Raw genomic sequence first — 22,756 nt, 5'->3', positions numbered from 1 at the left:
CCATCGGTAGTCCCGATGACGCAGTCCCTGCTCGATCGCGTCGAGCACGAGGTCGGTTTCCTTGGACATGCTCACGCGCCAGCCGACGATCCTGCGGGAGAACACATCGATCGCGAACGCGACGTAGACGGTGCCTGCCCAGGTCGCGACGTAGGTGAAGTCCGCTACCCGCAACCGATTCGGTGCACCTGCCGTGAACTGGCGGCTCACCAGGTCCGCGGCGCGGGCACCGCCGGGATCGGACACCGTGGTGCGCACCTTCTTCCCGCGGACCGCGCCGGCCAAGCCCATCGCGCGCATCAGTCGTTCCACCCGGCCCCGGCCCGCCCGAACGCCTTCCCGGTTGACCCGATGTTGGCGTCCGCGACCGAGGTCAGGACGCCCTCGTCGACGACACGCCGACTTAAAGGCGATCCCGCCGCGACGGCGGAGCCGGCGCAATCAAATACAGCTCAGTTCGCGGTGGATCCACTCGACTTGGGTGCGCATGAGGTTCTCCGCTACCTCCTCGGCCTGCGGCGTCATGTGTGTCGCGCCCGCGAGCGGCAGGAAGCCGTGCGCGCGGCCCTTCGCCAGCAGCGCCGAGGAAAGCCGCAGCGCGTGTGCCGGGAAGACGTTGTCGTCGGCCAGGCCGTGCACGATCAGCAGCGCCCGTTCGAGCGAACCGGCGCTCGCGATGAGCGAGTTGTGCTCGTAGCTTTCCGGTTCTTCGTCCGGCTTGCCGAGGTAGCGCTCGGTGTAGTGGGTGTCGTACAGCGACCAGTCGGTGACCGGCGCTCCCGCGACCGCCGCGTGGAACACGTCCGGCCGCCGCAGCACGGCGAGCGCGGACAGGTAGCCGCCGTAGGACCAGCCGCGGATCGCGACCCGTTCGAGGTCCAGCTCGGGGTACGCCTCGGCGGCCGCGTGGAGGGCGTCGACCTGGTCGGCGAGCGTGACGTCGGCGAGCTTGCCCGCGATCTCCTTCTCCCACGCCGGGCCGCGGCCGGGCGACCCGCGACCGTCCACGACCAGCACGGCGAAACCCTGGTCGGCGAGCCATTGCGGGGTGAGGAAAGCGTTGCGGCTCTGGAGAACCCGCTGCGCGTGCGGACCTCCGTACGGGTCGAGCAGCACGGGCAGCTTGCTCTCGGCGGGCTCGTATCCGCGCGGCAGCACCAAAGCCGCACGCAGCCGGCGTTCGCCGAGGGTCAACCAGGTCAGGTTCGGCACGACCTCCGGGTCCACAGTGGACGATTCGATCGAACCCGCCTCGACGCCGTCCCGCAGCACGGTCACCTTCGGACCGCTGTGGTCGAGGCTCCACGAGGAAAGCACCGCAAGAGCCGCGCTGCCCGCACCGACGTGCACGCCGTCCGTTGTGGACAGTCGGCGGACCGCGCCGCCTTCGGTGCGGTACAGGTGGATCTGCGTCGGGTCGTCTTCCGAGGCGGTGAACAGGATCTCGTCGCCGACGTGCAGCACCATCCGCAGCTGCATGCCCGGCGGCGTCACCGCTTTGCCGTCCACGAGGAGCCGGTGATCGCCGTCTGCCGCGCTTTCGACCACCAGCTTGCCGTCCGCGGTCCACGCGGGCACGCCCTGGTAGATCTCGACCCAGTGCTCGTCGGTCTCGGTGTGCACCTCGGCGACCGAACCGTCCGAGGGGTCCAGCGCCAGCACGGTGAGCCGCTTCTGATCGCGCGGCTGCACGGCCAGCAGCGGCTGTCCGCCTGCCGACCAGTGCACGGTGACCAGGTACTCCCAGTCGCCCTTTTCGACATCGACGCGGCTGCCGTCGAGGCCCAGCACGGCCAGCGACACCTCCGCGTTCGGCGAGCCCGCCGACGGGTACGCCACGACGTTCGCCGGCTGCTGCGGGTTCGCCGGGTCGCCGATCGTCCAGCGCGGCACCGGACCGCGGTCCGCGCGCTCCACGAGCACGCTGCGGCCGTCCGGCGCCCACCAGTAGCCGCGCGTGCGGTCCATCTCCTCGCCCGCGATGAACTCCGCGAGACCCCAGGTGACGTGCTCGTCGTCCTCGCCGACGAGCACGCGGTCCTCGCCGGTCGCCAGCTCGATCATGTGCAGGCGACGCTCGCGTACGTACGCGACGTGCGTGCCGGTCGGGTTCGGCCGCGGATCGATGACGGACCCGTCGACCAGGACGCGCGTCTCGCCGCTCGCGAGGTCGAGCGTGTACAGCTTGCCCGACAGCGTGAACGTGACGACGGTGAACGCGTCGTCGACTCCGAAGGCCACCACGCCGCCGCCGGTCTCGCGAGCCCGTTCGCGGCGCGCCCGCTCCTCCGGCGGCAGGTCCTCGTCGCCGGACACCAGTTCGGCGGCGTCGATCAGCTTCGTCTCCTCACCGGTCGCGAGGTCGAACGACCACAGGCTGTGCCGCGGATCGGTGCCGGTGGCGCTGCGCAGGAACAGCACCCGCGAACCGTCCGGGGCGACCCGGAACTGCTTGGGCGCGCCGAGAGTGAACCGCTGGGTGCGGGCCTGCTGGCGGAGGAACGGAACGTCGTCGAGTGCGAAATCGGTCACGACCAGCACTCTTTCAGATGATCAGGCGGGCGCGCCAACACCGTGCAGCGCGGCCCGTTGTTCGTCGACGTCGTAGGTCGGCTCCGGGAACTGCGGGTCCATCTCGGTCAGCGTCTCGACCAGCAGCTCGGCGACCGCCCAGTTCCGGTACCACTTGCGGTCGGCGGGCACCACGTACCACGGAGCGTGCTCGGTCGACGTGCGCTTCAGCACGTCGGCGTAAGCCTTCTGATACGCGGGCCACTGCCGGCGCGCGTCGATGTCCGACGGGTCGAACTTCCAGCGCTTCTCCGGCCGGTCCAGCCGCGCGGTGAGCCGGCGGAGCTGTTCCTCCGGCGAGATGTGCAGGAACACCTTCACCACGGCGGTGCCGTTGTCGGTCAGCTCCTTTTCGAACGCGTTGATCTGCGCGTAGCGCTGCCGCCGCTCCGTCGCGGACAGCTGGCCGAGCACGCGCGGCACGAGCACGTCCTCGTAATGCGAGCGGTCGAACACCCCGAGGTGGCCCGGCGACGGGAGCTTCTTGCGGATGCGCCACAGGAAGTCGTGCCTGAGTTCGGCGGCCGTCGGCTTCTTGAACCCGGCGTACTGCACGCCCATCGGGTTCACGAGCCCGAGCACGTGCCCGACGGTGCCGCCTTTGCCGGAGGTGTCCATGCCCTGCAACACCAACAGCACGCTGCGGTGGCCGCCGCCGATGCCCTCCGCGTACAGCGCTTCCTGCAACCCGGCGAGCTGCTCCCCGGCGGACTCGAGCTTCTTGCCGCCCTTCGCCTTCTTTTCCGGCCCCACCGGCGACGAAGCCGGGTCCGGCAGCTCGTCGCGCGCCCGGAGCGCGTCGCGGACCCGGTTTCCGTTCTGCTGCTTCTTCGCCATCCCGGGACGATAACCGGACCGGCCGCCGATCGCCGGGGATCTCTCGTGCGTCCGGCGGGTCTCCTCGGTCGAGCGTGCGACGCAGCGAATCGCTGGTCCACCCCCTCGATTGCGCAACGAACGACGAGGGAAAGCAACGTTTCCCGGCTGAACTCCCCGCGAACGGCCTCTAGCCTGAACGCATGACAGCGTCCGTCCAGCCTGCCGGCACCGCGCGTCCCACCTCCACCGACGGCTTCATCGCGCTCGACGAGCGATGGAGCACGCACAACTACCATCCGCTGCCGGTCGTGATCGCCGAAGCCGAGGGCGCTTCGGTGACCGACGTGGCCGGCAAGTCCTATCTGGACTTCCTGGCCGGCTACTCCGCGCTCAACTTCGGCCACCGCAACCCCGAGCTGATCGCCGCCGCCACCGAGCAGCTGGGCCGCGTCACGCTCACCTCCCGCGCGTTCCACCACGACCAGCTGGGCCTGTTCTGCCGCGAACTGGCCGAGCTGACCGGCACCGAAATGGTGCTTCCGATGAACTCCGGGGCCGAGGCCGTGGAGTCCGCGGTGAAGGTCGCGCGCAAGTGGGCGTACCAGGTCAAGGGCGTTCCGGCGGGTACCGCGGAGATCGTGGTCGCGGCGTCGAACTTCCACGGCCGCACCACCACCATCGTCTCGTTCTCCGACGACGAAACCGCGCGCGCCGACTACGGTCCCTTCACGCCGGGCTTCGTCCAGGTGCCGTACGGCGACGCGGAAGCGTTGAAGGCGGCCATCACGCCGCGTACGGCGGCCGTGCTGATGGAGCCGATCCAGGGAGAGGCAGGCGTCGTCGTACCCCCTGAAGGGTTCTTCGCCGCCGTACGGCGACTGTGCGACGAGAACAACGTGCTGATGATCGCCGACGAGATCCAGTCCGGTCTCGCGCGCACCGGCACTGTGCTGGCCCTGGAGCACGAAGGCGTCCGCGCGGACCTGTACACGCTGGGCAAGGCTCTCGGCGGCGGCATCGTCCCGGTGTCGGCGGTGGTCGGCAGCCGCGACGTGCTGGGCGTGCTGAAGCCGGGCCAACACGGCTCGACCTTCGGCGGCAACCCACTGGCGTGCGCGGTCGGCCGGGCCGTGGTGCGGCTGCTGCAGACCGGCGAATACCAGAAGCGGTCCACCGAACTCGGCGCGCACCTGCACGAGCGCTTGGCGAAGCTGGTCGGCGACGGCGTTTCGGAGGTGCGCGGACGCGGTCTGTGGGCGGGCGTCGACATCGCGCCCGGCGGTCCGACCGGGCGGGCGGCTTCCGAGGCGCTGGCCGAGTTGGGCGTGCTGTGCAAGGAAACGCACGACCGCACGTTGCGCGTCGCGCCGCCGCTGGTGATCACCGAAGCCGAACTGGACCGCGGCATCGACGCGATCGCCCAGGTCGTGCGCGGCTGACCTCCTGCCCGGCGACCGCCGTTTCCGGGCGGCGGGCGCCGGGTGGGCATCACCGCGACCGTCGGCCCGTCCGGTCCGAAGTGGCTCGGCGAGGGCTGGGCACCTCGACGTGAACGGCGCTTCGATGTGCGCACGACTGTCGTCGCCAGCCGTCCGAGGGCATTCCCTTGCCGCGCTTCAGGTTCCGGCGTGTGTTCTTCGCCGACGAGCCCGGCTAGCCACGGCCGCTCCGTCCACGCCGGGATACGACTGCGTACACCAGCCGCAGGAACCGGATCGCCAGTGACCTCCGCGGTCCTGTGCCTTGAGCACAACGGTGTCTACTGCACTCCCCGTGCCGGAGCTCTCAGGCCGACGTCACTTCGACGCCGCTCAGCGCGTCGTTGTCCTGCTGCCGGCTGTCGCCTCGCGGGACGGTCGGAATGTCGGCGGTGCTGAGGCCGGACAGGTAAAGCCCGGCCTCGGCACCGGCTTCCGCGGACTGCCGCTTGCGACCCGCCGTTTCGATCCTCTTCACCACGACCTGGCGGCCGCCGCCGGGCAGTTGCACCACAGCGTTCGCGCCGACCTGGACGGTGCCGTCGACGACCGTGCCGGTGACCACGATTCCGCGCGTCGGGATCTGGTAGATCCCGGCGATCCGGAAGCGGAACGGGCCGGACGGGGTTTCGGCCGGACGGCGCGAGAACAGCGACATGGGACAAGCATCGCATCACGGCGGTTACCGGGCTTTCACCGGCTGGCCGCCACGTGGACCGCCGCGGCCAGCCGGTCGTGTTCCGGATAGGACCACGTCGCGGAGAACTGCCGCCGCGTGTACCCGAACGCGATGCCGCTGCGCGGGTCCACGAAGGACTCGGAACCGGCGGATCCGTTGTGCCCGAACGCATTCGCGCTGAGGAACGGATACCGCAACCCCTTCGCCTGAAACCCGAGCGCGTACTGGCCCGCGTCGCCGGTCACGAGGTCGCGGCCGGTGGAATGGAGCATCGCGAACTCGCCGAGCGTTTCCGGTTCGAGCAGCGGCGGCCGTCCGTCCAAACCGGACGCCGCGGCCGCGTACAGCCCAGCCAGCCCCCGCGCGCTGCCGACGCCGCCAGCGGAAACCTGCCCGAGCGCCCGCACCCGGCGGGTGTTGACGAACGCCACCTGGTCGAGCGGGGGCGTCGAATCGAGCCCGTAGCCGATGCCGCCCAGGCTGTGCGGACTCGGCACGTACGCCTGGAACGCCGCGAGTTCCGCCGCGCTCGCCTCCCCCGCCAGCACCTCGCGGTACCGGTGTTCCTCCTGCTCGGGCAGCCCGAGGTACAGGTCCAGGCCGTACGGTTCCCGGATCCGCGTCTCGTAATGCTCCTGCACGGACTGCCCGGTGACCCGCCGCACCACCTCGGCGACGACCGAGAACCCGGCGAATCCGCTGTACCCGTACGCAGATCCCGGCCGCCAGAACGGCCGCTGCGCAGCCAGCCGTCGCGCGATCACCCGGTCGTCCGCAAGTTCCTCAGCGGACAGCCCGCCGTCCGCCCCGATCACGCCGGAACGGTGGCACAGCACGTCCCGGACCGTGATCCCGCTCTTGCCCGCGGCGGCGAACTCCGGCCAGTGGCGCGCGACCGGCTCGTCCAGGTCCAGCACGCCGTCCTGCACGAGCAACGCCACCACCAGCGTGGTCGCCCCCTTGGTCGACGAGTAGACGCCGGTCAACGTCTCGCCCGTGACGTCACCCGCCCAGAGATCGACCACCAGCCGCCCCTGTACGCGAACCGCCAGCTGCACGCCCGCATTCGTCGCGGCCGCCGTGGCGAACTCGTCGCGGACTGTCTCGAACCCGTCCGCGACGGTCCCGTGGATGTCCCCCATTGGTTCCTGTCCCTCCGATCGTCAGTGTCGAAAGGAGGACCCGCGCCGCGCCATGAATGTGACTAGGCTTCGCTCCGTGACCGCCAGGCGGGCTCTCGCCCTCTTCGCCGCGCTCTGCGCGCTCGCCACGCTTGTGTTGGGACTGCTCGTCGCGCCCTACGCACCGGGCACAGTGGACCAATGGGCCGAGAGGTCTGCCTCGACGCTTCGCCCGGGATTGCTCAACACGCTGGTGCTGCCGACCGAGCCGTACGTGCTGATCCCGGCCGTCGTCGTCATCGCCGGAATCTGCCTCTACCGACGCAATCGCCTCGACGCGCTGCTAGCGGTGGCAGGCCCGTTCGTCGCCATCGCACTGAACAGCTGGGCGCTGAAACCGGCTTTCGACCGCTGGAAAGGCGGCACGCTCGTCTACCCGAGCGGCCACACGGTCAGCCTGGTAGCCGTGCTCACCGTCGTGGTGCTGCTGGTCCGGTTCAAGGCTGTCGCCGTTGCGGTCGGCGTACTGCTGGTCTGCTGCGCAGCCGTCGGCATGATCGGCCTTGGCTACCACTACCTCACCGACATCGCCGGCGGCGTCTGCTTCGCCCCGGCCGTGGTCACCGCGACGCGGGCGGCGCTGTCACCGCGTCGCGCGCGAGAGCCGTCAGCCGGCTGATCGCCCGCAGGTACTTCTTGCGGTAACCGCCGTTCAGCATCTCCTCGCCGAACAGTTCCGGGAGCGGCACGCCGGACACGACCACCGGAATCGCCCGGTCGTACAGCCGGTCCGCTAGCGCGACCAGCCGCAGCCCGACCATCTGGTCCGGCACCGGCGCGACGTGCTTGAGATGCACCCGCCGCACCCCGTCGAGCAGCTTCCCGTACCGCGAGGGGTGCAGCCGCTCGAGATGCTTCGTCAACGCCCCGAATTCGTCCACAGTGGACCCTTCGTGCGCGGCCGCGGAGGCGTCGATCTCGTCGTCGCTGACCGGCGGCGGAGCATCCGGCAGCCCGCGGTGCCGGTAGTCCGGCCCGTCGACGCGCACGACGCCGAACCGCCGTGACAACGCCTGGATCTCGCGCAGGAAGTCCTCCGCCGCGAACCGCCCCTCGCCGAGCTTGTCCGGGAGAGTGTTGGAAGTCGCCGCGACGTAGACGCCCGCGTCGGTGAGCTCCTGCAGCAACCGGCTGACCAACGTCGTGTCGCCGGGATCGTCGAGCTCGAACTCGTCGATCGCCAGCAGCCGGTGTTCCGAAAGCCGCGCCACCGCGTTCGCGAACCCGAGCGCGCCGACGAGGTGCGTCAGCTCGACGAACGTCCCGTACGCCTTGGGCCCCGGAGTCTCGTGCCAGGTCGAGGCGAGCAGGTGGGTCTTGCCGACGCCGAAGCCGCCGTCGAGGTAAAGCCCCATCGGCCCGTCCGGAATCGCCGCGCCGCCGCCGAAAAGCGACCGCAGCCGGGACTTCTTGGCCTTGGCCGCGCCGATCCGCGAAGCGAACGCAGAACACGCCTCGACCGCGGCCGCCTGGCTGGGCTCGTCCGGGTTCGGCAGGTAAGTGGAAAACCGAGCCTCGCCAAACCGCGGCGGCGGCACGAGGGACGCGATCAGCTCGTCGGCCCCAAGCTCGGGAAACCGGTCGGTCAGCGCAGCTGCGGGCATGGTCGGAGAGCCTATCCGGACGACCCCGGCCCCTCCGGCGCGCCTCAACCGAGCCGCGAGCGGCAAATCCCCCGGTCGGAGCCCACTTCGGCCTACGCAGGGGCGAGCCAGCCGGGACGCGTGTGGCGACTGTCACCGGGCTGCGGAGCTGGTCAGACGCACCGGTGCCTGGTCTGGCTCGCCGCGCTGACCCGGTGGCCCGCGCCGCGAAGCGACACTGCGGCACTGGACCGGACCGCGTGTTCCGACCTCGGCGAGAGCGAAGCATCTGTCACCGGCACCACGACACCCGACCATGCCCGCCCATGCGAGGGCCGGACCCGGCGGCACAGGCCGGGCGCCATGACCCAACCGGCACAAACGATGACGCAGCTCGCATCGCCACCACAGCATCCGGCCGAGCCGTCCCAGACGAGCAGCGAAAGTGGCTCGGCTGGACCTGGCGCGACTGGCCGCGCCTCATGGCCCGATCAGCCCGGACAACGAAACACCTCGCACCGGCAGCACAGCGCTGGATCTAGTTGCACGAACGGTCCCGGGCGAGCGACGGAATAGCCCCGCTGGGCATGGCCGCCCGGGCCGGGCGAGTGGCGAAGGAGTTCGCTCCGGCAGCACAGCACTCGACCGAGCCGCACGACCGGTCCGTTGCGAGCAAATCCGCCCGGCACGACGGCACTCGATCAACGTGGGTCACCGGCCCGATGCGAACGGAGGGCACCCAGGAGTACAGCACTGGATCGACGTGAGCCACCGGCCCGGCGCGAACGGACAGCGCCCAGCACGACGGCACTCGATCGAAGCTTCGCCCCGACCCGGCGAGCGGCGAGCGACGGCCAGCCGGTGCCGCTGTCCCAGGCCTGCGCCGCTGGCCCGGCACGGGCGGTGCCGAGCATAGGCGTGCGGACCAGCAGCGCCGGTCCCCCGACGGCCGTCGCGCGGGGCCGAGGCCGTCAGCAGGTCGAGGCCGCCGAGCTGCCGCAGAGGGTGTCAGCGCGCGGTCGACTCACCCATTCGAGGGATGTCGCGTGCGTTTTCGCCCGGTCGGGAGGTCGTTCGGACGGGCACGTCTCCGGCGCCGCGGGCTGCTCGCGGTGACACTGGACGGGCCATGTCCGCATACAGGGAGCGAGGAACCATGCCGAGCGCCAACCGGCCCGATGTGCCTGCCGCTGTTCCGTCTGCCGCGTTGGCGGCGGCCGACCAGACGGACACCGCTGGGCGCACCACGATCTCGTCGCTGGTCGTGCAGAAGATCGCGGTGCTCTCGACGCGCGAGGTCGCCGGGGTGCACGCGCTCGGCGGCGGGGTGTCGCGGGCGATCGGGGCCATCCGGGACCGGATCCCGGGCTCCGGCGCGACCTCCACCGCGGGCGTCTCGGTCGAGGTCGGCGAGAAGCAGGCCGCGATCGATCTCGACGTCGTCGTCGAATACGGCGCGCGGATCGCGGAAGTTGCCCGCGACGTGCGGCGCAACGTCATCACCGCGGTCGAGCAGATCACCGGGCTGGAGGTGATCGAGGTCAACATCGCGGTCAACGACGTCCACCTGCCCGGCGAAGAGGACGAGCCCGAGTCGAGCCGGGTCGAGTGACCGGTGACCGGTCGGGGCCTCTGGCGCAAGCAGCGCTTCGACCGGACCAGCTCTGGCCGAAGGGGCACCGCCGTTAGCCGGACCGGGCCGCTGAACCCGCCGCGGAAGGGCTTAGCGGCGGCGAAACCACCGGCCAGAACCGAATAACGCAGCACGTCAGAGCAGGCATCACCTCACCCGCGCAGCACGCACAATCCCAGGAGGGCGCACGTTGAACGCTACGCAGACCGGGATCCTCGCCGGGCTGATTCTCGGCCTGGCCGCCACGCAAGGGTTCACCGCTTTCCTGGTGACCTTCGCGGTCGGCATCATCGGGCTCGTGGTCGGCCGGGTCCTCGACGGCGAACTCGACCTCGGCGACCTGTTCGGGAAGGGCCGAGACAAGTGACCCGGACGGTCGAGGCAGGGCCGTCCCGCAGCGACCTTCCGGAACCCGCCGAGCGCGGTTCGCTGACCATCGCCCATGCCGTGGTGCGCAAGGTCGCGCAGCACGCCGCCGACCAGGTTCCCGGGACGATGCGCACCGAGCGCCGCGTCGCGGGAGTCAGCACCGGGATGTCCGGCGCGTCCGCGAAGGTCGGCGGTTCGGACAACGACGTCGAACTGTCCCTCGATCTCGCGTTGCGGTATCCGGCACCGGTGCGGGAAGTGACCGGCCAGGTGCGCGCCAAGGTCGTCGAAGAGGTCGAACGCATCACCTCCTATCACGTGCGTTCGGTGGCAGTGACGGTCACCGCGTTGTTGCCGGACGTGCCGCCGAGGGTGCGATGATGCGCGTCCTCGTCCGTCTTCTGTCCACGCTGCTCGGTTTGGCCGTCGCGGCCGGCGGCGCGTTGCTGGCGCTCGAGGTCGGCTGGTCCTGGTGGCAGCCGGACAAGGCCCCGCTGCTCGTGCCGTGGCCGCGCTGGAAGGCCGCGATCGCCGAGCTGGACTGGACCAGCACACCGGTACGGATCACCGCCGGGATCGCCTTGCTCGCCGGACTTGTGCTCCTGTTGCTGGCACTCGGTGCGGGAGACCGCGCGGTGCGGATGACCGATCCCGCTGACGGCATCACGGTGAACACCTCGCCCCGAGCGCTCGCGCGGTTGATCGGGCTGGCGGTGCGCGCGGAGGACAACGTGCGCGGCGCGTCCGTGACGGCCAGCTCCCGCCGGGTGCGCGTGCGCGCGACAAGCCGGTTGGAAACCGAGGAACAGCTGCGGCCGCGGTTGTTGGAGACCGTCGCGGGAGTGCTGGACGACCTCCCGCTGCAGCGTCGTCCGAAGGTGTCCGTAGTCGTCGACTCTCCGAAGGACCGGTCATGAGCGCATCCGCGGCGCGTCGCGCGCAAGGCCGTTCGTACGGTGCCGAACGCACGCTGACCTCCTTGGTCGGCGTGCTCGGTGTGCTGGCCGGCGCCGGGGCGCTGGTGGTCGGCATGGGCTGGCTCGGGCAGTTCCGCGGGCACCGGCCGGTGCTCGACCCGATCGCGGTCGGCTGGCTGCGCGACCACGCGCTGTACGCGAGGATCGGCGCGGTGGTGCTCGGGGTGCTGCTGCTCGTGTTGGGGCTGTGGTGGTTTTTCCGTTCGCTGCGCCCGGAACGCCGTCCGGACCTGAAGCTCGACGAGACGCTCGGTGCGGAGCTGACCGTCACGGCGGGAGCGCTCGCCGGGGCCGTGCAAACGGACGCGGAAAGCGTTGACGGGGTCACCCGGGCTCGCGTCCGGTCGGTGGGCACGGTGGCCGAACCGGCGTTGCGGATCACGCTCTGGCTGGCCGAGGGCACGGAAGTCCGCCGGGTGTGGGAAGACCTCGACGCGTACGTACTGACCCGGGCCAGGGACTCGCTCGGCGTCGAGAAGCTGCCGACCGCGGTGCGGCTCGAACTCGACACGACCGGCTCGGCACGCGTGCGCTGATCCCGCGTTTCGCACAGAATGCCCGCATGGCCCTCCCTGTGCAGGCACCGATCAAGCCCATGCTGGCGAAGCCGGCGAAAGCCATCCCCGATTCCGGCGGCCTGCTGTTCGAGCCGAAGTGGGACGGATTCCGCTGCCTGGTTTTCCGCGACGGCGACGAGATCACCCTGCAGTCGCGCGCGGAGAAACCGCTGAACCGGTATTTCCCGGAAGTTCTCGCCGCGCTGCGGGAATCCTTGCCGGAGCGGGTCGTGCTCGACGGCGAACTCGTGGTGGCCCGCGACAGCAAGCTCGACTTCGACGCGCTGACCGAGCGCATCCACCCGGCCGACAGCCGGGTCCAGCTGCTCGCCGAGCAGTCGCCCGCGCAGTTCGTGGCTTTCGACGTGCTCGCGTTGGGAGACGAGTCGTTCGTGGACGAGCCGACGTCGGCGCGGCGCGAACGGCTCGAGTCTCTGCCGGGCATCGCGCTGACCCCGGCGACGACCGATCCGGAGACCGCGCGGCACTGGTTCGAGCTGTTCGAAGGAGCCGGACTGGACGGCGTGATCGGCAAACCACTGGACGAGCCGTATTCGCCGGGGAAGCGGATTTTGTTCAAGTACAAGCATTCCCGCACCGCGGACTGCGTGCTGGCCGGCCTGCGCTGGCACGTGGACGGCGCACCGGGCGAGGCGGTCGGCTCGTTCCTGCTGGGCTTGTACGACGAGAACGGGCTGCTGCACCACGTCGGCGTGGTCGGTTCGTTCCCGGCCGCGCGCCGCCGCGAGCTGGCGCAGGAGCTGGCTCCGTTGATCACGGACGGCGAAGGACATCCGTGGCTGGGCGATGCGGTCCGCGAGGGGCAGCGAATCCCGGGCGGCATCACGCGCTGGCGGTCGAAGGAACAGCCGTGGGTGCCGCTGCGGCTGGAGCGCGTGGTGGAGGTCTCGTACGAGCACACGGAGGGCGGCTATCCGTCGCGCTTCCGCCACACCGCTCAGTTCGCGCGCTGGCGGCCGGACCGGGAGCCGTCGTCGTGCGGCTACTCGCAACTGGACGAGCCGGCCCGGTACGACCTGTCGGCGGTGTTCCGGGGCGAGGTCGTGCGCACCCGCTGACCGGACACGCCGCAGGACCCGCTCACTGGCTTCCCACACCAGGCGTGCCAAGCTCGTCCGAGAGTTCCGCCGAGCAGACGTGAGGACCAGCCCGTGCACCGCCGTTCCCCCAGCCGTTTCCGTACGCGCGCCCGGCTGGTGGCGGCGACGCTGGGAGCTCTCCTGGTGGCCGGGTGCACCAGCGGACCCTCGGTGCGGCCGGCGGTGATCGACAACGACGGACGCGCCACCACCGCGCCGCCCCCGAGCACCGCCGCGGTGCCGTTGCCGCCGCTGGCCGAGCCCAAGAAGTCCTCTCTCCGGTGGGCCAACTGCGACGCGGACACCCGGCAGCGGATGGCCGCTCCCGCGCTGCCCGATTCGCTGCACGTCAGCTGTGCGCGCATGACCTCCCCGCTCGACGCACCCGAGGACTCGCAGCATCTGCTCGCCCGCATCCTCGTGCTCAAGGCAGGCGACGGCCCGATCCCGCTCGTGGTGGTCAACGACGTCGGCGGCGAGCCGGGCTCGCTGTTCGCCGCGCGCCTCGCGACCCGGCTTCCGCCGGAGTTCCTCAAGAAGTTCTCGCTGATCGGCGTGGACCGGCGCGGCACCGGGCTTTCGGGCGGAGTGCAGTGCGTGCCGCTCGAGGTGCGTTCCGACCTGCTGGGCGCGGACCCGGCGCAGGGCGGCCTCGGCGAGGTGCTCGACGCGGCGCGCCGGGCCGGTCAGCAGTGCGCGCTCGACCTCGACACCGCGCAGACCGCACTGGACAGCTGGCGCACCGCCGGGGACCTCGACCAGCTGCGCAAGCAACTCGGACTGGACCGGCTGAACGCGCTCGGCCGCGGGGACGGTTCGAAGGTGCTTTCGGAGTACGCGGTGCGTTATCCGGCGCAGGTCGGCCGCATGGTGCTGGACGGCGTTCCGGACCCGGGCGCCGACCGGGCGGCTGTGCTCGACGCGGTGGCCGCTGGCGCCCAGTCGACGTTCGACGCCTTCTCCGCGGACTGCGCCGCCCGCAACTGCCCGATGGGCGACGCGAAGGTCGCGCTGAAGACCGTGACCGACCGGCTCCGTACGTCCCCTGTGGACACTGACGACGGCGTGACGATGAGCCCGGGCGTGGCGACTTACGCGGTGTACCAAGGACTTGCCGACCGTTCGAACTGGCCTGCCCTCGCCGACGCGCTGAACGCCGCCAAGAACGGCGACGTCACCGCGCTGGCCGGCTTCGCGAATCCGATCGTCGCGGACGTCCGCGGCCGCACCTCGCGCATCGGCGGCACCATCGCGACCCGATGCAACGACTCGACCACGCGGCTGCCCGCCGATCAGCTGGACCGCGCCGCGGCGGGAATGCGCGCGAAATACCCGCAGTTCGGCGCAGCCGTCGCGCAGGAACTCGCGTGGTGTGGCGCGTGGCCGGTCCGCCGCGAGGCGCTGCCTCCCGCCGGTGCGCCCGGCGCCCCGCCTATTCTCGTGGCCGCCACCGCGACCGACCCGGTGACGCCGCAGGTCGGCACCACCCGGGCCGCCGACCAGATGCCCAGCGCTGTGACGATCACGTGGCAGGGTGTCGCGCACGGCGCGGTCGGCCAGTCCTCCTGCGTCACTGCCGCCGCGCAGTCCTTCCTGATCGACGGCAAGATCCCGGACAACGGCACTCTCTGCCCCGCCTAGGGGCTGGCAACCACTGCGCGGTGCAGCGCACGGTTCCCTCTCGCCGAGGCAGCGCCGCCATCCGCCGTGCACCAGCCGACTGAGCCGGCCGAGCAATCCCCGCTGAGGTCTGAGGTGGCGGAACCGGGGCTGCCCCGCCGAAGTCGTCTCGAACACCCGTCCAGTATCTCGAACACCTGTTCGAGAGCGCATCACTCGACCCAGCGGAATCCGCTCCCCCACACGGTACCGACGATCTCACCGGGAGTGCCGAAAACCCCGCCAGCGCACCGAATTCCGCCACTCGCAGCCGGAACCACACTCGCGACCGGGCAAGGACTGTCCTAACGCGACACAGCAGGACTGGCCGCCGCCCAAGCCGCCTCGATCATCCGGAAGACCTCGTCCACCGCGGCCTCCGGATCAGCCGCCTCGCGAGCCACCGAATACGCGTCGACCACGAACCGCGCGATCGCCCGGCACGCCGTCGGCGTCCGCCCGAGACCGGGGTCGGCCGCCATCGCCGCGGCCAGCGACTCCGCGTGCCGCAGCCGCATCGATTCCTCGTATTCCCGCAGCGCGGGCGACCCGTCGATCATCCGCCAGACCGGCGCGACGCTGTCCGCGGTGCAGTGCCGCACCAGCGCCTGGATCTCCTCCCGCAACGCCGGGATCAGCGACTCCTCCGACGCCCGCCGCTCGACCGCTCCCCGCAGGCTCTCCTCGAAATTCGAGTCCTGCTCGAAGACCAGCGCCTCCTTCGAGGCGAAATGCGAAAAGACCGTGGTCACGGCGACGTCGGCCTCGGCCGCGATGTCCCGGATGCCGACCTCGTCGTACCCGCGCTCGAGAAACAGCCGGAGCGCGGTGTCGGCGATCTTCCGGCGGGTCGCGGCCTTCTTGCGCTCGCGCCGCCCGGACGGCTCAGTCATCCGCGAATGCTATCAGCCACAAAACCTGGCCGATTACCAAAAGCTAACAGTTAGCCTTTGCTCGCGTCGCGCGGCTACTGCCGGTAGCCCTCGACCTCGCGCACCGAGCGGACCGAGGCCTCGTCCGGATCGTCGTCGAACTCGACCCGGGCCCGGCGCTGCCGCAGCAGGTCCCAGCACTGGTCGAGCTCCTCTTCGGCCCGGCGCAACCGCTCGCGGTCGTCCGAGGACAGCCCGACCCCGATCGCCCGGTCGCGCAGTTCTTTCTCCTCCGCGATCAGCTCGTCGATCCGTCCCAAGATCCCGTCAGCCACATCAACCTCCAAGGAAGCATCGGACACTCACCAGGACGCTACCCCGCCGCGGGGAATTCCCCACCCCGTTCGTTCGTTGGACGACCTATGAGCACAGTGGAACTGACCGCGGACAACTTCGACCAGACCGTGACCGACAACGAGTTCGTGCTGATCGACTTCTGGGCGAGCTGGTGCGGCCCGTGCCGCCAGTTCGCACCGGTGTTCGAGAAGGCCTCGGAAAAGCACAGCGACATCACCTTCACGAAGGTGGACACCGAAGCCGAGCAGCAGCTCGCCGCCGCGTTCAACATCCGCTCGATCCCGACGCTCGCCGTGATCCGCGACAAGACCCTCATCTACTCCCAGCCCGGCGCGCTTCCCGAAGCCGCGCTGGAAGACCTCATCCGCCAGGCCCGCGAGGTCGACATGGACGAGGTGCGCAAGGCCGCCGCCGCGCAAGAAGCCGAGCAGGCCTGAGCCAGCCACCGCAGGCGCACCAACCGGGGAAACACGAAGGCCCGGCACCCACCAGGGTGCCGGGCCTTCGCAGTCGTTCAGGACCGGGTGACGAGCCCGCGCAGGAAGAACGCGAGGTTCGCCGGCCGCTCGGCCAGCCGTCGCATGAAGTAGCCGTACCACTCGTCGCCGCAGGGCACGTACACGCGCATCGTCTCGCCTTCACTGGCGAGCCGCTTCTGCTCCTCGGGCCGGATGCCGTACAGCATCTGGTACTCGTGGTCGCTGGACGTGCGGCCGGCGTCCGCCGCGAGCTTGCCCGCGATCGCGATGATCCGCGGGTCGTGCGAGGCCACCATCGGGTAGCCCTGTCCGGCCATCAGCACGCGCAGGCAGCGCACGTAGGACTTGTCCACCTCGGCCTTGTCCTGGAATGCCACCGATTCCGGCTCGGCGTAAGCGCCCTTGCACAGCCGCACGCGCGATCCGGGGCCGGACAGCTCGCGGCAGTCCTGCTCGGTGCGGCGCAGGTAGGCCTGCAGCACCGCGCCCACCCACGGGTACTCGGCGCGCAGCTCGCGGAGGATGCCGAGCGTCGAGTCCGTGGTGGTGTGGTCCTCCATGTCGAGCGTCACCGTCGCGCCGACCGCGTCGGCCGCCGCGCAGATCTTCCGCGCGTTCTCGAGCGCGACGCCTTCGCCGTCGCCCGGCAGGAACTGCCCGACCGCGGACAGCTTCACCGAGACGTCCGCGCCCTTGGCGAGGCCCTGTTCGGACAGCGCCGTCAGCAACTCCTCGTACGCCTGCACGGTGGCGGTGGCCTGTGCGGCGTCGGTGGTGTCTTCGCCGAGGTGGTCGATGGTGATCTTCCGGCCGTCGGCGGCCAGTTCCCGTGCGGCGCGCACGGCGTCGGCGGTAGCCGAGCCGGACACGAACCGGCGCACTACGGACCGGGTGACCGGTACCGCTTCGATCAGCGCACGCATCCGCTGCGAACGAGCGGCGGCGAGCAACGGGGCACGCAGCATGGCGGTGTCTCCTTCTCAGCCCTGGTGCGGGTAGCGCACGGAGGTCGGCGGCACGAACGTCTCCTTGATCGAGCGGGGGCTCGTCCAGCGGAGCAGGTTGAAGACCGAACCGGCCTTGTCGTTCGTGCCGGAGGCGCGCGCCCCGCCGAACGGCTGCTGGCCGACGACGGCGCCGGTCGGCTTGTCGTTGACGTAGAAGTTGCCCGCGGCGAACCGCAGCGCCTGCGAAGCCTTCGCGACGGCCGCGCGGTCGTTCGCGATGACGGCACCGGTCAGGGCGTACGAAGCGGTCTCGTCGACCAGCTGCAGCACGGAGTCGAACTCAGCGTCTTCGTACACGTACACCGACAGGATCGGGCCGAAGTACTCGGTGCTGAAGATCTCGTGCTTCGGGTTCGTCGACACGAGGACGGTCGGCTGTACGAAGTAGCCAACGCTGTCGTCCGCGGTGCCACCGACGAGGATCTCGACCTCGCTGTCGTTCTTAACGCGCTCGAAAAGCGAGGCGTGCTTGTCGAAGGCACGACGGTCGATCACCGCACCACCGAAGTGCGACAGGTCGGTGACGTCGCCGTAGCTGAGCGCGGCGGTCTCGGACGCAAGGCCGTCCTTCAGCTGCTCCCAGACGCTGCGCGGCACGTACGCACGCGAAGCGGCAGAGCACTTCTGGCCCTGGTACTCGAAGGCACCGCGGACAAGCGCGGTGCGAAGCACGTCAATGTCGGCCGACGAGTGCGCGAGCACGAAGTCCTTGCCGCCGGTCTCGCCGACGAGACGCGGGTAGCTGCGGTAGCCAGCGATGTTCGCGCCGACAGTGCCCCACAGGTGCTGGAAGGTCGCGGTGGAGCCGGTGAAGTGGATGCCCGCCAGGTCGCGGTGCGTCAGCGCGACCTCGGAGACGGCCTTGCCGTCGCCCGGCAGCAGGTTGATCACGCCCGGCGGCATGCCGGCCTCTTCGAGCAGCCGCATGGTCAGGTGCGCGGCGAAGCTCTGCGTCGGCGACGGCTTCCACAGCACGGTGTTGCCCATCAGGGCGGGCGCGGTGGGCAGGTTGCCGGCGATGGCGGTGAAGTTGAAGGGCGTGATCGCGTACACGAAGCCCTCGAGCGGACGGTGCTCCATCCGGTTCCACACGCCCGGCGAGCTGACCGGCTGCTGGTCGAGGATGCTGCGGCCGAACGCGACGTTGAAGCGCCAGAAGTCGGCGAGCTCGCACGCGGAGTCGATCTCAGCCTGCGTCGCGGTCTTCGACTGGCCGAGCATGGTCGCCGCGTTCAACGTCGCGCGCCACGGGCCGCTCAGCAGGTCGGCAGCGCGCAGCAGGATCGCCGCGCGGTCGTCGTAAGACAGCGCGCGCCACTCCGGAGCAGCCTTCGCGGCGGCAGCGATCGCGTCAGTCGCGTCCTGCTGCGTGGCGCTCTGGATGGTGCCGAGAACGTGGCTGTGGTTGTGCGGCTGGACAACGTCGATCTTCTCGCCGCCGCCGGCGCGCTGTTCGCCGCCGACGGTGACCGTCAGGTCGACGGGACCGGCCTGACCCAGTTTCTTCAGCGCACCCTCCAGCTCGGCGCGCTCGGCGCTGCCCGGCGCGTACGTCAGCACCGGCTCGTTCTTCGGGGCGGGGGTCTGGGTCACGGCGTCCACGGCGGCTCCCTCGTTGGCTTACTCGTCGGTTGCCCGAAAGATAACGCCGCGAGACGTTCAGGGGTTTGTTCGAGCGGCTAGAATCGCCCATATGGTTTTGTCCGATCGGCCTACGCGATGACGACCGCCGAACCGTTCGCCGGCGCCTCGCTGCGGCACGTGCTCGCGACGCTCGGCGAACCGCTCGTACGGGTGCTCGTCGCACCGCGCGGCCTGGGCGTTCCGGTGCAGGACGTGGTGATCCTCGACCCCGAGGACCCGCCCGATACGCACCCCGGCGACCTGGTCCTGGTGATCGGCGCGCGGGGCCGGTCGGCGGCCGCGGCGATCCGGGCGGCCGGGCGCGCAGGAGCGGCCGCGGTGGCGGTGAAGGGCGAAGGCGGCACGGACGTCGCGGCGGACGCTGGCGTCGCGCTGCTCACCGTCGGCGCGGAGGCACGGTGGGAGCAGGTCGAGGCGCTGGCGCGCGGCGTGGTCGACGCGGCCCGGGCAGGCGGCGAAGCGGAAACCGGCGAGGTGCTTGGCGACCTGTTCGCCCTGGCCCAGACGGTCGCGACGCTCACCGGCGGCTTGGTCAGCATCGAGGACACCGCGAGCCGCGTGCTGGCGTACTCACGAGCCGGAGACGAGGTCGACGAACTGCGACGGCTGTCGATCCTGGGCCGCGAAGGGCCGGAACGATACCTCGCGATCCTCCGCGAATGGGGCGTCTACCAACGATTGCGGGCCGGTGAAGGAATCGTGCGTGTGGACGAACGCCCAGAGTTGGGAATTCGCCGCCGCATCGCTGCCGGAATCCACGCTGGCTCGCAGCCGCTCGGCACGATCTGGGTGCAGGAAGGCGCGCAGCCGCTGACCGAACAAGCCGAGGTGGCGCTGCTCGGCGCGAGCAGGACGCTTGCCCCGCAACTGATCCGCGCCCGAACCCTGCCCGATCCGCAACTCCGGCTGCGCGAGGACTTGCTGGCCGGTTTGCTGGAAGGACGCGTGGACGCCGAGTCCGTCGCGGACGACATCGGCGCCGATCCAGCACGTCCAGCACAGGTTTTGGCGTTCACGCTCTCTCGGCAGCAGTCGACCGCCGCGTCGGACCGGTTGCTGCGCCGGGCCGAATTGGTGCACCTGATCGCCGTGCACACCGCGGCCTATCGGCGAACCGCGCTCGTGAGCGTGCTCGGCGGACGGGTCTACGCGTTGCTGCCGGATCTGCCGGAACATTCGGATGCCGCGGTGCTGGCACTGGCGAAGGAAATCGTTGGTGCGGCACGGAAACACCTCGACGCACCGGTCCGCGCCGCGCTCGGCGGGATTGTGCCGAGCCTGTCCGACGCAGCGTTGTCGCGCGGCGATGCCGACCGGGTGCTGATGGCGATGACGCGCGGGCATTGGCCGTCCGACGTCGCGTCGCTGGCCGACGTGCGAGCCGATGTGCTGTTGTCGGAAGTGTTGGCCTACCTGGGAGATCAGCCCCGATTGCGCGATCCGCGGCTCGCCGACCTGCGCGCCCACGACGCCGATCACGGCAACATCCTGATCCCCGCGGTGCTGGCGTATCTGAACGCTTTCGGCGACGTCCGCACGGCCGCCCGCTCGCTGAACATCCACCCGAACACCGTGCGCTACCGCGTGCGGCGGGCATCGGAAGTGTCCGGCATCGACCTGACCGACCCGGCTCAGCGCTTGCTCACTGAATTGTTGCTGCGGCTGTAAACCGGATGCCGCGCGGGTTCGTGATCGCTAAGGTGCCGTCGTGGACCTCTTCTTCCGCTCCTGGAACGGAATTCAGAACGCCGTCAAATCGCTGGAAGGCGGGCAGTGGCTGGCCCCGTCGGGCTGTACCGGCTGGCTGGTGCAGGATCTGGTGTTCCACCTGGTCATCGACGCGCAGGACGTCCTGATCACGCTCGCGACTCCCGCCGAAGGGGAGCCGACGCACACCGCCGCCCAATACTGGGAACTCGGCACGGAGCTGCCGACCGGCATGAACGACGAGGGCCTGTTCACCCGCCGCGCGGCGCTCAGCTACGGCTCCACGGCCTGGCTTGCGCACCACTTCGACGACCTGGCCCAGGCCGCCGGACGCGCCGCGGCGCTCGCGGACCCGGCGGCGAAGGTCGAAACGCGCGACTACGTAATGACGGTCGCGGACTATTTCGAGACCTACGTCGTGGAAGCCACGTTGCATCACCTTGACCTGGTCAGGCATCTGTCCGAAGTGGACGGTCCAGACGCGGAATGCCTGGCCGCGACCCGGCGGACGGTGGAGACCGTGCTGGGTTCGCCGCTGCCGTCGTCGCTCGACGACCAGAGCGCGCTCCTGGTAGCGACCGGCCGCCGAGCCGCGACCGACGAGGAGAAGACGGCGCTGGGTCCGCTGGCGGAAAAGCTGCCGCTCCTCCTAGGTTAGACCGCCAGCTGTTCCGCCGCAGTCAATTCGGCAAGCGCGGCAAACGATTCGACGCGCGCGGCCGGGTCGAAAGTGCTGGTGCTGATGAGCAGCTCGTCCGCCCCAGTCGAAGCGACGAGGTCCGCGAGGCGTGCGCCGACCTCGTCCGGAGTGCCGCTGATTTGCCCAGCCAGAGTGTCGTCCAACCGGCGACGCTCCCGGTCGGTCATCGGCAGCGCCAAAATCTCGTCCGCAGGCGAAAGCGGCGGGAACACGCCATGACTGCGCGAGTACACAGTGGACCAAGCCTCGGGCACCAGCAGCCGCCGAGCTTCCTCCGCGGTGTCCGCCACCGCGACCGCTGTCGACACGACGACATAGGGATCGTCCACATCGGACCGGAACGTGTCGCGGTAGCGGGAAATCGCTTCCACCATCGCCCGCCGGCCGTGCGCCGGAGCGATCACGAGCGGCAACCCCAGCCCAGCAGCGAGATCCGCGCCCGCGCCGGTCGCGAGCAGAAACACCGGCACCGACAACCCTTCGGCCGGGATCGCGTGGACGCCGTCGTGCTCGCCCCGGAAGAACGCGAGAAGCTCGCGAACCTGGCTGTCGAAGGCGTCGGCCGCGTCCTTGCCCTGTCCGAGCGCCCGCCGCACCGGCTCGATGAAGCCGACCGACCGCCCGATCCCGAGATCGATCCGCCCCGGGAACAAGGACTCCAGAATCCCGAACTGCTCAGCGACCACGAGCGGCCGGTGATTGGGCAACATCACGCCGCCGGACCCGACCCGGATACGCGAGGTCGCGGACGCGACGGCCGACGCGAGCACCGCAGGCGACGACCCCGCGACGCCAGGCACGCCGTGATGTTCGGAAACCCAGAACCGGTGGTAGCCGAGCGCTTCGATGTCACGCGCGAACGCGACAGTGTCCCGGATCGCCTGCGCGGTCCCCCGCCCTCGCCGCACGGGCGACCGGTCCAGCACGGAAATCGGTACGTCCACGCTCAGGCCAACGCCGCCCGCGAAGCCCGAATTCCCGCCCCGACGTCCGTGAGGGCCACCTTCACGGACTCTGAGTCCCTCAGGGTTCCCCTCACGGACAGAGCCTCCCGCAAGAGCCCCGGCTCGCCAGCGCGATGCACCCAATGCGGCATTCGGCGCATCTGACGCACCCAATGTGGCATTGGGGCGCAAGCCCCACCACCACCCACCCGCAGCCAATGCACCAAACCATCGAGGCACCCACACTCCCCCGCCCCCGATACACAGCCGAAAACACGGCGCTGGGTTTATATATATATATATATATATATATATATATATATATATATATATATATATATATATATATATGTATATATATATATATATATCTATATATATATATATATATATATATATGTATATATATATATATATATATATATATATATATATATATA

At 69.9% G+C, this 22,756-nt stretch carries 22 protein-coding genes and 1 pseudogene; 12 read left to right on the top strand and 11 right to left on the bottom strand.

From position 1 onward, the window contains the following. The 3 genes and pseudogenes from SSMG_RS11080 to SSMG_RS11070 form a co-directional block, all read right to left on the bottom strand. A pseudogene (locus tag SSMG_RS11080) lies at positions 1-345 on the bottom strand (DDE-type integrase/transposase/recombinase); the annotation flags it as partial. Positions 346-441: 96 nt separating this feature from the next. Next, positions 442-2,532, bottom strand: coding sequence for a S9 family peptidase (locus tag SSMG_RS11075; RefSeq protein WP_009075705.1), 2,091 nt, complete (start codon positions 2,530-2,532; stop codon positions 442-444). A gap of 21 nt (positions 2,533-2,553) precedes the next feature. Beyond that, positions 2,554-3,408, bottom strand: a complete 855-nt coding sequence (locus tag SSMG_RS11070; protein WP_009075703.1) for a polyphosphate--nucleotide phosphotransferase — start codon at positions 3,406-3,408, stop codon at positions 2,554-2,556. Between the two features lie 182 nt (positions 3,409-3,590). On the opposite strand from SSMG_RS11070, the gene rocD reads away from it, so the two are divergent. Further along, positions 3,591-4,829, top strand: a complete 1,239-nt coding sequence (gene rocD / locus SSMG_RS11065) for an ornithine--oxo-acid transaminase (RefSeq protein WP_009075701.1) — start codon at positions 3,591-3,593, stop codon at positions 4,827-4,829. Positions 4,830-5,175: 346 nt separating this feature from the next. Here the strand turns inward: rocD and SSMG_RS11060 are convergent, their stop codons facing one another. Both SSMG_RS11060 and SSMG_RS11055 read right to left on the bottom strand, forming a co-directional pair. Next, positions 5,176-5,526: a hypothetical protein gene (locus SSMG_RS11060; RefSeq protein ID WP_009075700.1), complete on the bottom strand. Its 351-nt coding sequence runs from the start codon at positions 5,524-5,526 to the stop codon at positions 5,176-5,178. A gap of 35 nt (positions 5,527-5,561) precedes the next feature. Then, positions 5,562-6,689 (bottom strand): EstA family serine hydrolase, encoded by a 1,128-nt coding sequence (locus SSMG_RS11055; protein ID WP_009075699.1) that lies wholly within the window; start codon positions 6,687-6,689, stop codon positions 5,562-5,564. Positions 6,690-6,765: 76 nt separating this feature from the next. On the opposite strand from SSMG_RS11055, the gene SSMG_RS11050 reads away from it, so the two are divergent. Then, positions 6,766-7,347, top strand: a complete 582-nt coding sequence (locus SSMG_RS11050; protein ID WP_037713315.1) for a phosphatase PAP2 family protein — start codon at positions 6,766-6,768, stop codon at positions 7,345-7,347. On the opposite strand, the gene zapE is transcribed toward SSMG_RS11050, so the two are convergent. Next, positions 7,289-8,332, bottom strand: coding sequence for a cell division protein ZapE (gene zapE / locus SSMG_RS11045; protein ID WP_009075695.1), 1,044 nt, complete (start codon positions 8,330-8,332; stop codon positions 7,289-7,291). The genes SSMG_RS11050 and zapE overlap by 59 nt on opposite strands. A 1,135-nt stretch (positions 8,333-9,467) precedes the next feature. Here zapE and SSMG_RS11040 point away from each other — a divergent pair. From SSMG_RS11040 to SSMG_RS11010, 7 genes are all read left to right on the top strand, one after another. Then, a complete protein-coding gene (locus SSMG_RS11040; protein ID WP_037713313.1) occupies positions 9,468-9,923 on the top strand; it encodes an Asp23/Gls24 family envelope stress response protein in 456 nt (151 codons plus the stop codon). Positions 9,924-10,134: 211 nt separating this feature from the next. Next, complete coding sequence (locus SSMG_RS44280) at positions 10,135-10,311, top strand: hypothetical protein (protein ID WP_009075692.1); 177 nt, start codon at positions 10,135-10,137, stop codon at positions 10,309-10,311. Continuing rightward, positions 10,308-10,694 (top strand): Asp23/Gls24 family envelope stress response protein, encoded by a 387-nt coding sequence (locus SSMG_RS11030; protein WP_009075689.1) that lies wholly within the window; start codon positions 10,308-10,310, stop codon positions 10,692-10,694. The genes SSMG_RS44280 and SSMG_RS11030 overlap by 4 nt, the downstream gene beginning before the upstream one ends. Continuing rightward, positions 10,694-11,230 (top strand): DUF6286 domain-containing protein, encoded by a 537-nt coding sequence (locus SSMG_RS11025; protein WP_037713311.1) that lies wholly within the window; start codon positions 10,694-10,696, stop codon positions 11,228-11,230. The genes SSMG_RS11030 and SSMG_RS11025 overlap by 1 nt, the downstream gene beginning before the upstream one ends. Beyond that, complete coding sequence (locus tag SSMG_RS11020) at positions 11,227-11,826, top strand: alkaline shock response membrane anchor protein AmaP (RefSeq protein WP_009075684.1); 600 nt, start codon at positions 11,227-11,229, stop codon at positions 11,824-11,826. Before SSMG_RS11025 ends, SSMG_RS11020 begins: the two co-directional genes overlap by 4 nt. A gap of 26 nt (positions 11,827-11,852) precedes the next feature. Then, positions 11,853-12,926, top strand: coding sequence for an ATP-dependent DNA ligase (locus tag SSMG_RS11015; RefSeq protein ID WP_009075683.1), 1,074 nt, complete (start codon positions 11,853-11,855; stop codon positions 12,924-12,926). Positions 12,927-13,019: 93 nt separating this feature from the next. Further along, complete coding sequence (locus tag SSMG_RS11010; RefSeq protein WP_078560741.1) at positions 13,020-14,588, top strand: alpha/beta hydrolase; 1,569 nt, start codon at positions 13,020-13,022, stop codon at positions 14,586-14,588. Between the two features lie 323 nt (positions 14,589-14,911). Here SSMG_RS11010 and SSMG_RS11005 read toward each other — a convergent pair whose 3' ends face one another. Further along, positions 14,912-15,499, bottom strand: a complete 588-nt coding sequence (locus tag SSMG_RS11005; protein WP_009075679.1) for a TetR/AcrR family transcriptional regulator — start codon at positions 15,497-15,499, stop codon at positions 14,912-14,914. 74 nt (positions 15,500-15,573) lie between these two features. Continuing rightward, positions 15,574-15,813 carry a DUF2630 family protein gene (locus tag SSMG_RS11000; RefSeq protein WP_037713308.1) on the bottom strand — a complete coding sequence of 80 codons (240 nt, stop codon included), beginning with the start codon at positions 15,811-15,813 and terminating at the stop codon, positions 15,574-15,576. Positions 15,814-15,900: 87 nt separating this feature from the next. On the opposite strand from SSMG_RS11000, the gene trxA reads away from it, so the two are divergent. After that, the gene (trxA, locus tag SSMG_RS10995; protein ID WP_009075676.1) at positions 15,901-16,272 is read left to right on the top strand and encodes a thioredoxin; all 372 of its coding nucleotides are present in this window, start codon (positions 15,901-15,903) and stop codon (positions 16,270-16,272) included. Positions 16,273-16,349: 77 nt separating this feature from the next. Here trxA and SSMG_RS10990 read toward each other — a convergent pair whose 3' ends face one another. Together SSMG_RS10990 and pruA are read right to left on the bottom strand one after the other, a co-directional pair. Continuing rightward, the gene (locus tag SSMG_RS10990) at positions 16,350-17,279 is read right to left on the bottom strand and encodes a proline dehydrogenase family protein (protein WP_009075674.1); all 930 of its coding nucleotides are present in this window, start codon (positions 17,277-17,279) and stop codon (positions 16,350-16,352) included. A gap of 15 nt (positions 17,280-17,294) precedes the next feature. Next, the gene (gene pruA, locus SSMG_RS10985) at positions 17,295-18,923 is read right to left on the bottom strand and encodes an L-glutamate gamma-semialdehyde dehydrogenase (RefSeq protein ID WP_009075672.1); all 1,629 of its coding nucleotides are present in this window, start codon (positions 18,921-18,923) and stop codon (positions 17,295-17,297) included. 117 nt (positions 18,924-19,040) lie between these two features. Between pruA and SSMG_RS10980 the strand changes: the two genes are divergently transcribed. Both SSMG_RS10980 and SSMG_RS10975 read left to right on the top strand, forming a co-directional pair. Further along, complete coding sequence (locus tag SSMG_RS10980) at positions 19,041-20,633, top strand: CdaR family transcriptional regulator (protein ID WP_009075670.1); 1,593 nt, start codon at positions 19,041-19,043, stop codon at positions 20,631-20,633. Positions 20,634-20,673: 40 nt separating this feature from the next. Next, a complete protein-coding gene (locus SSMG_RS10975; RefSeq protein ID WP_009075668.1) occupies positions 20,674-21,330 on the top strand; it encodes a maleylpyruvate isomerase N-terminal domain-containing protein in 657 nt (218 codons plus the stop codon). On the opposite strand, the gene SSMG_RS10970 is transcribed toward SSMG_RS10975, so the two are convergent. Then, on the bottom strand, positions 21,327-22,316 hold the full coding sequence (locus SSMG_RS10970; RefSeq protein WP_286156947.1) for an MsnO8 family LLM class oxidoreductase: 990 nt from the start codon (positions 22,314-22,316) through the stop codon (positions 21,327-21,329). The two genes, SSMG_RS10975 and SSMG_RS10970, sit on opposite strands and share 4 nt — an antisense overlap. Positions 22,317-22,756 lie beyond the last annotated feature (440 nt).

The sequence above is a fragment of the Streptomyces sp. AA4 genome (assembly GCF_000158875.1).
Classification (GTDB): Bacteria; Actinomycetota; Actinomycetes; order Mycobacteriales; family Pseudonocardiaceae; genus Amycolatopsis.
This window is presented reverse-complemented; position numbering and strand designations above follow the sequence as displayed.

What these genes read in the sequence shown, in the direction of transcription:
- SSMG_RS11020 (WP_009075684.1), top strand. Translation starts at nt 11,227, where the DNA reads ATGAGCGCATCCGCGGCGCGTCGCGCGCAAGGCCGTTCGTACGGTGCC.
- trxA (WP_009075676.1), top strand. Translation starts at nt 15,901, where the DNA reads ATGAGCACAGTGGAACTGACCGCGGACAACTTCGACCAGACCGTGACC.
- SSMG_RS11005 (WP_009075679.1), bottom strand. Translation starts at nt 15,499, where the DNA reads ATGACTGAGCCGTCCGGGCGGCGCGAGCGCAAGAAGGCCGCGACCCGC.
- SSMG_RS11015 (WP_009075683.1), top strand. Translation starts at nt 11,853, where the DNA reads ATGGCCCTCCCTGTGCAGGCACCGATCAAGCCCATGCTGGCGAAGCCG.
- SSMG_RS11060 (WP_009075700.1), bottom strand. Translation starts at nt 5,526, where the DNA reads ATGTCGCTGTTCTCGCGCCGTCCGGCCGAAACCCCGTCCGGCCCGTTC.
- SSMG_RS10990 (WP_009075674.1), bottom strand. Translation starts at nt 17,279, where the DNA reads ATGCTGCGTGCCCCGTTGCTCGCCGCCGCTCGTTCGCAGCGGATGCGT.
- SSMG_RS11055 (WP_009075699.1), bottom strand. Translation starts at nt 6,689, where the DNA reads ATGGGGGACATCCACGGGACCGTCGCGGACGGGTTCGAGACAGTCCGC.
- zapE (WP_009075695.1), bottom strand. Translation starts at nt 8,332, where the DNA reads ATGCCCGCAGCTGCGCTGACCGACCGGTTTCCCGAGCTTGGGGCCGAC.
- rocD (WP_009075701.1), top strand. Translation starts at nt 3,591, where the DNA reads ATGACAGCGTCCGTCCAGCCTGCCGGCACCGCGCGTCCCACCTCCACC.
- SSMG_RS11040 (WP_037713313.1), top strand. Translation starts at nt 9,468, where the DNA reads ATGCCGAGCGCCAACCGGCCCGATGTGCCTGCCGCTGTTCCGTCTGCC.
- SSMG_RS11070 (WP_009075703.1), bottom strand. Translation starts at nt 3,408, where the DNA reads ATGGCGAAGAAGCAGCAGAACGGAAACCGGGTCCGCGACGCGCTCCGG.
- SSMG_RS11025 (WP_037713311.1), top strand. Translation starts at nt 10,694, where the DNA reads ATGCGCGTCCTCGTCCGTCTTCTGTCCACGCTGCTCGGTTTGGCCGTC.
- SSMG_RS10980 (WP_009075670.1), top strand. Translation starts at nt 19,041, where the DNA reads ATGACGACCGCCGAACCGTTCGCCGGCGCCTCGCTGCGGCACGTGCTC.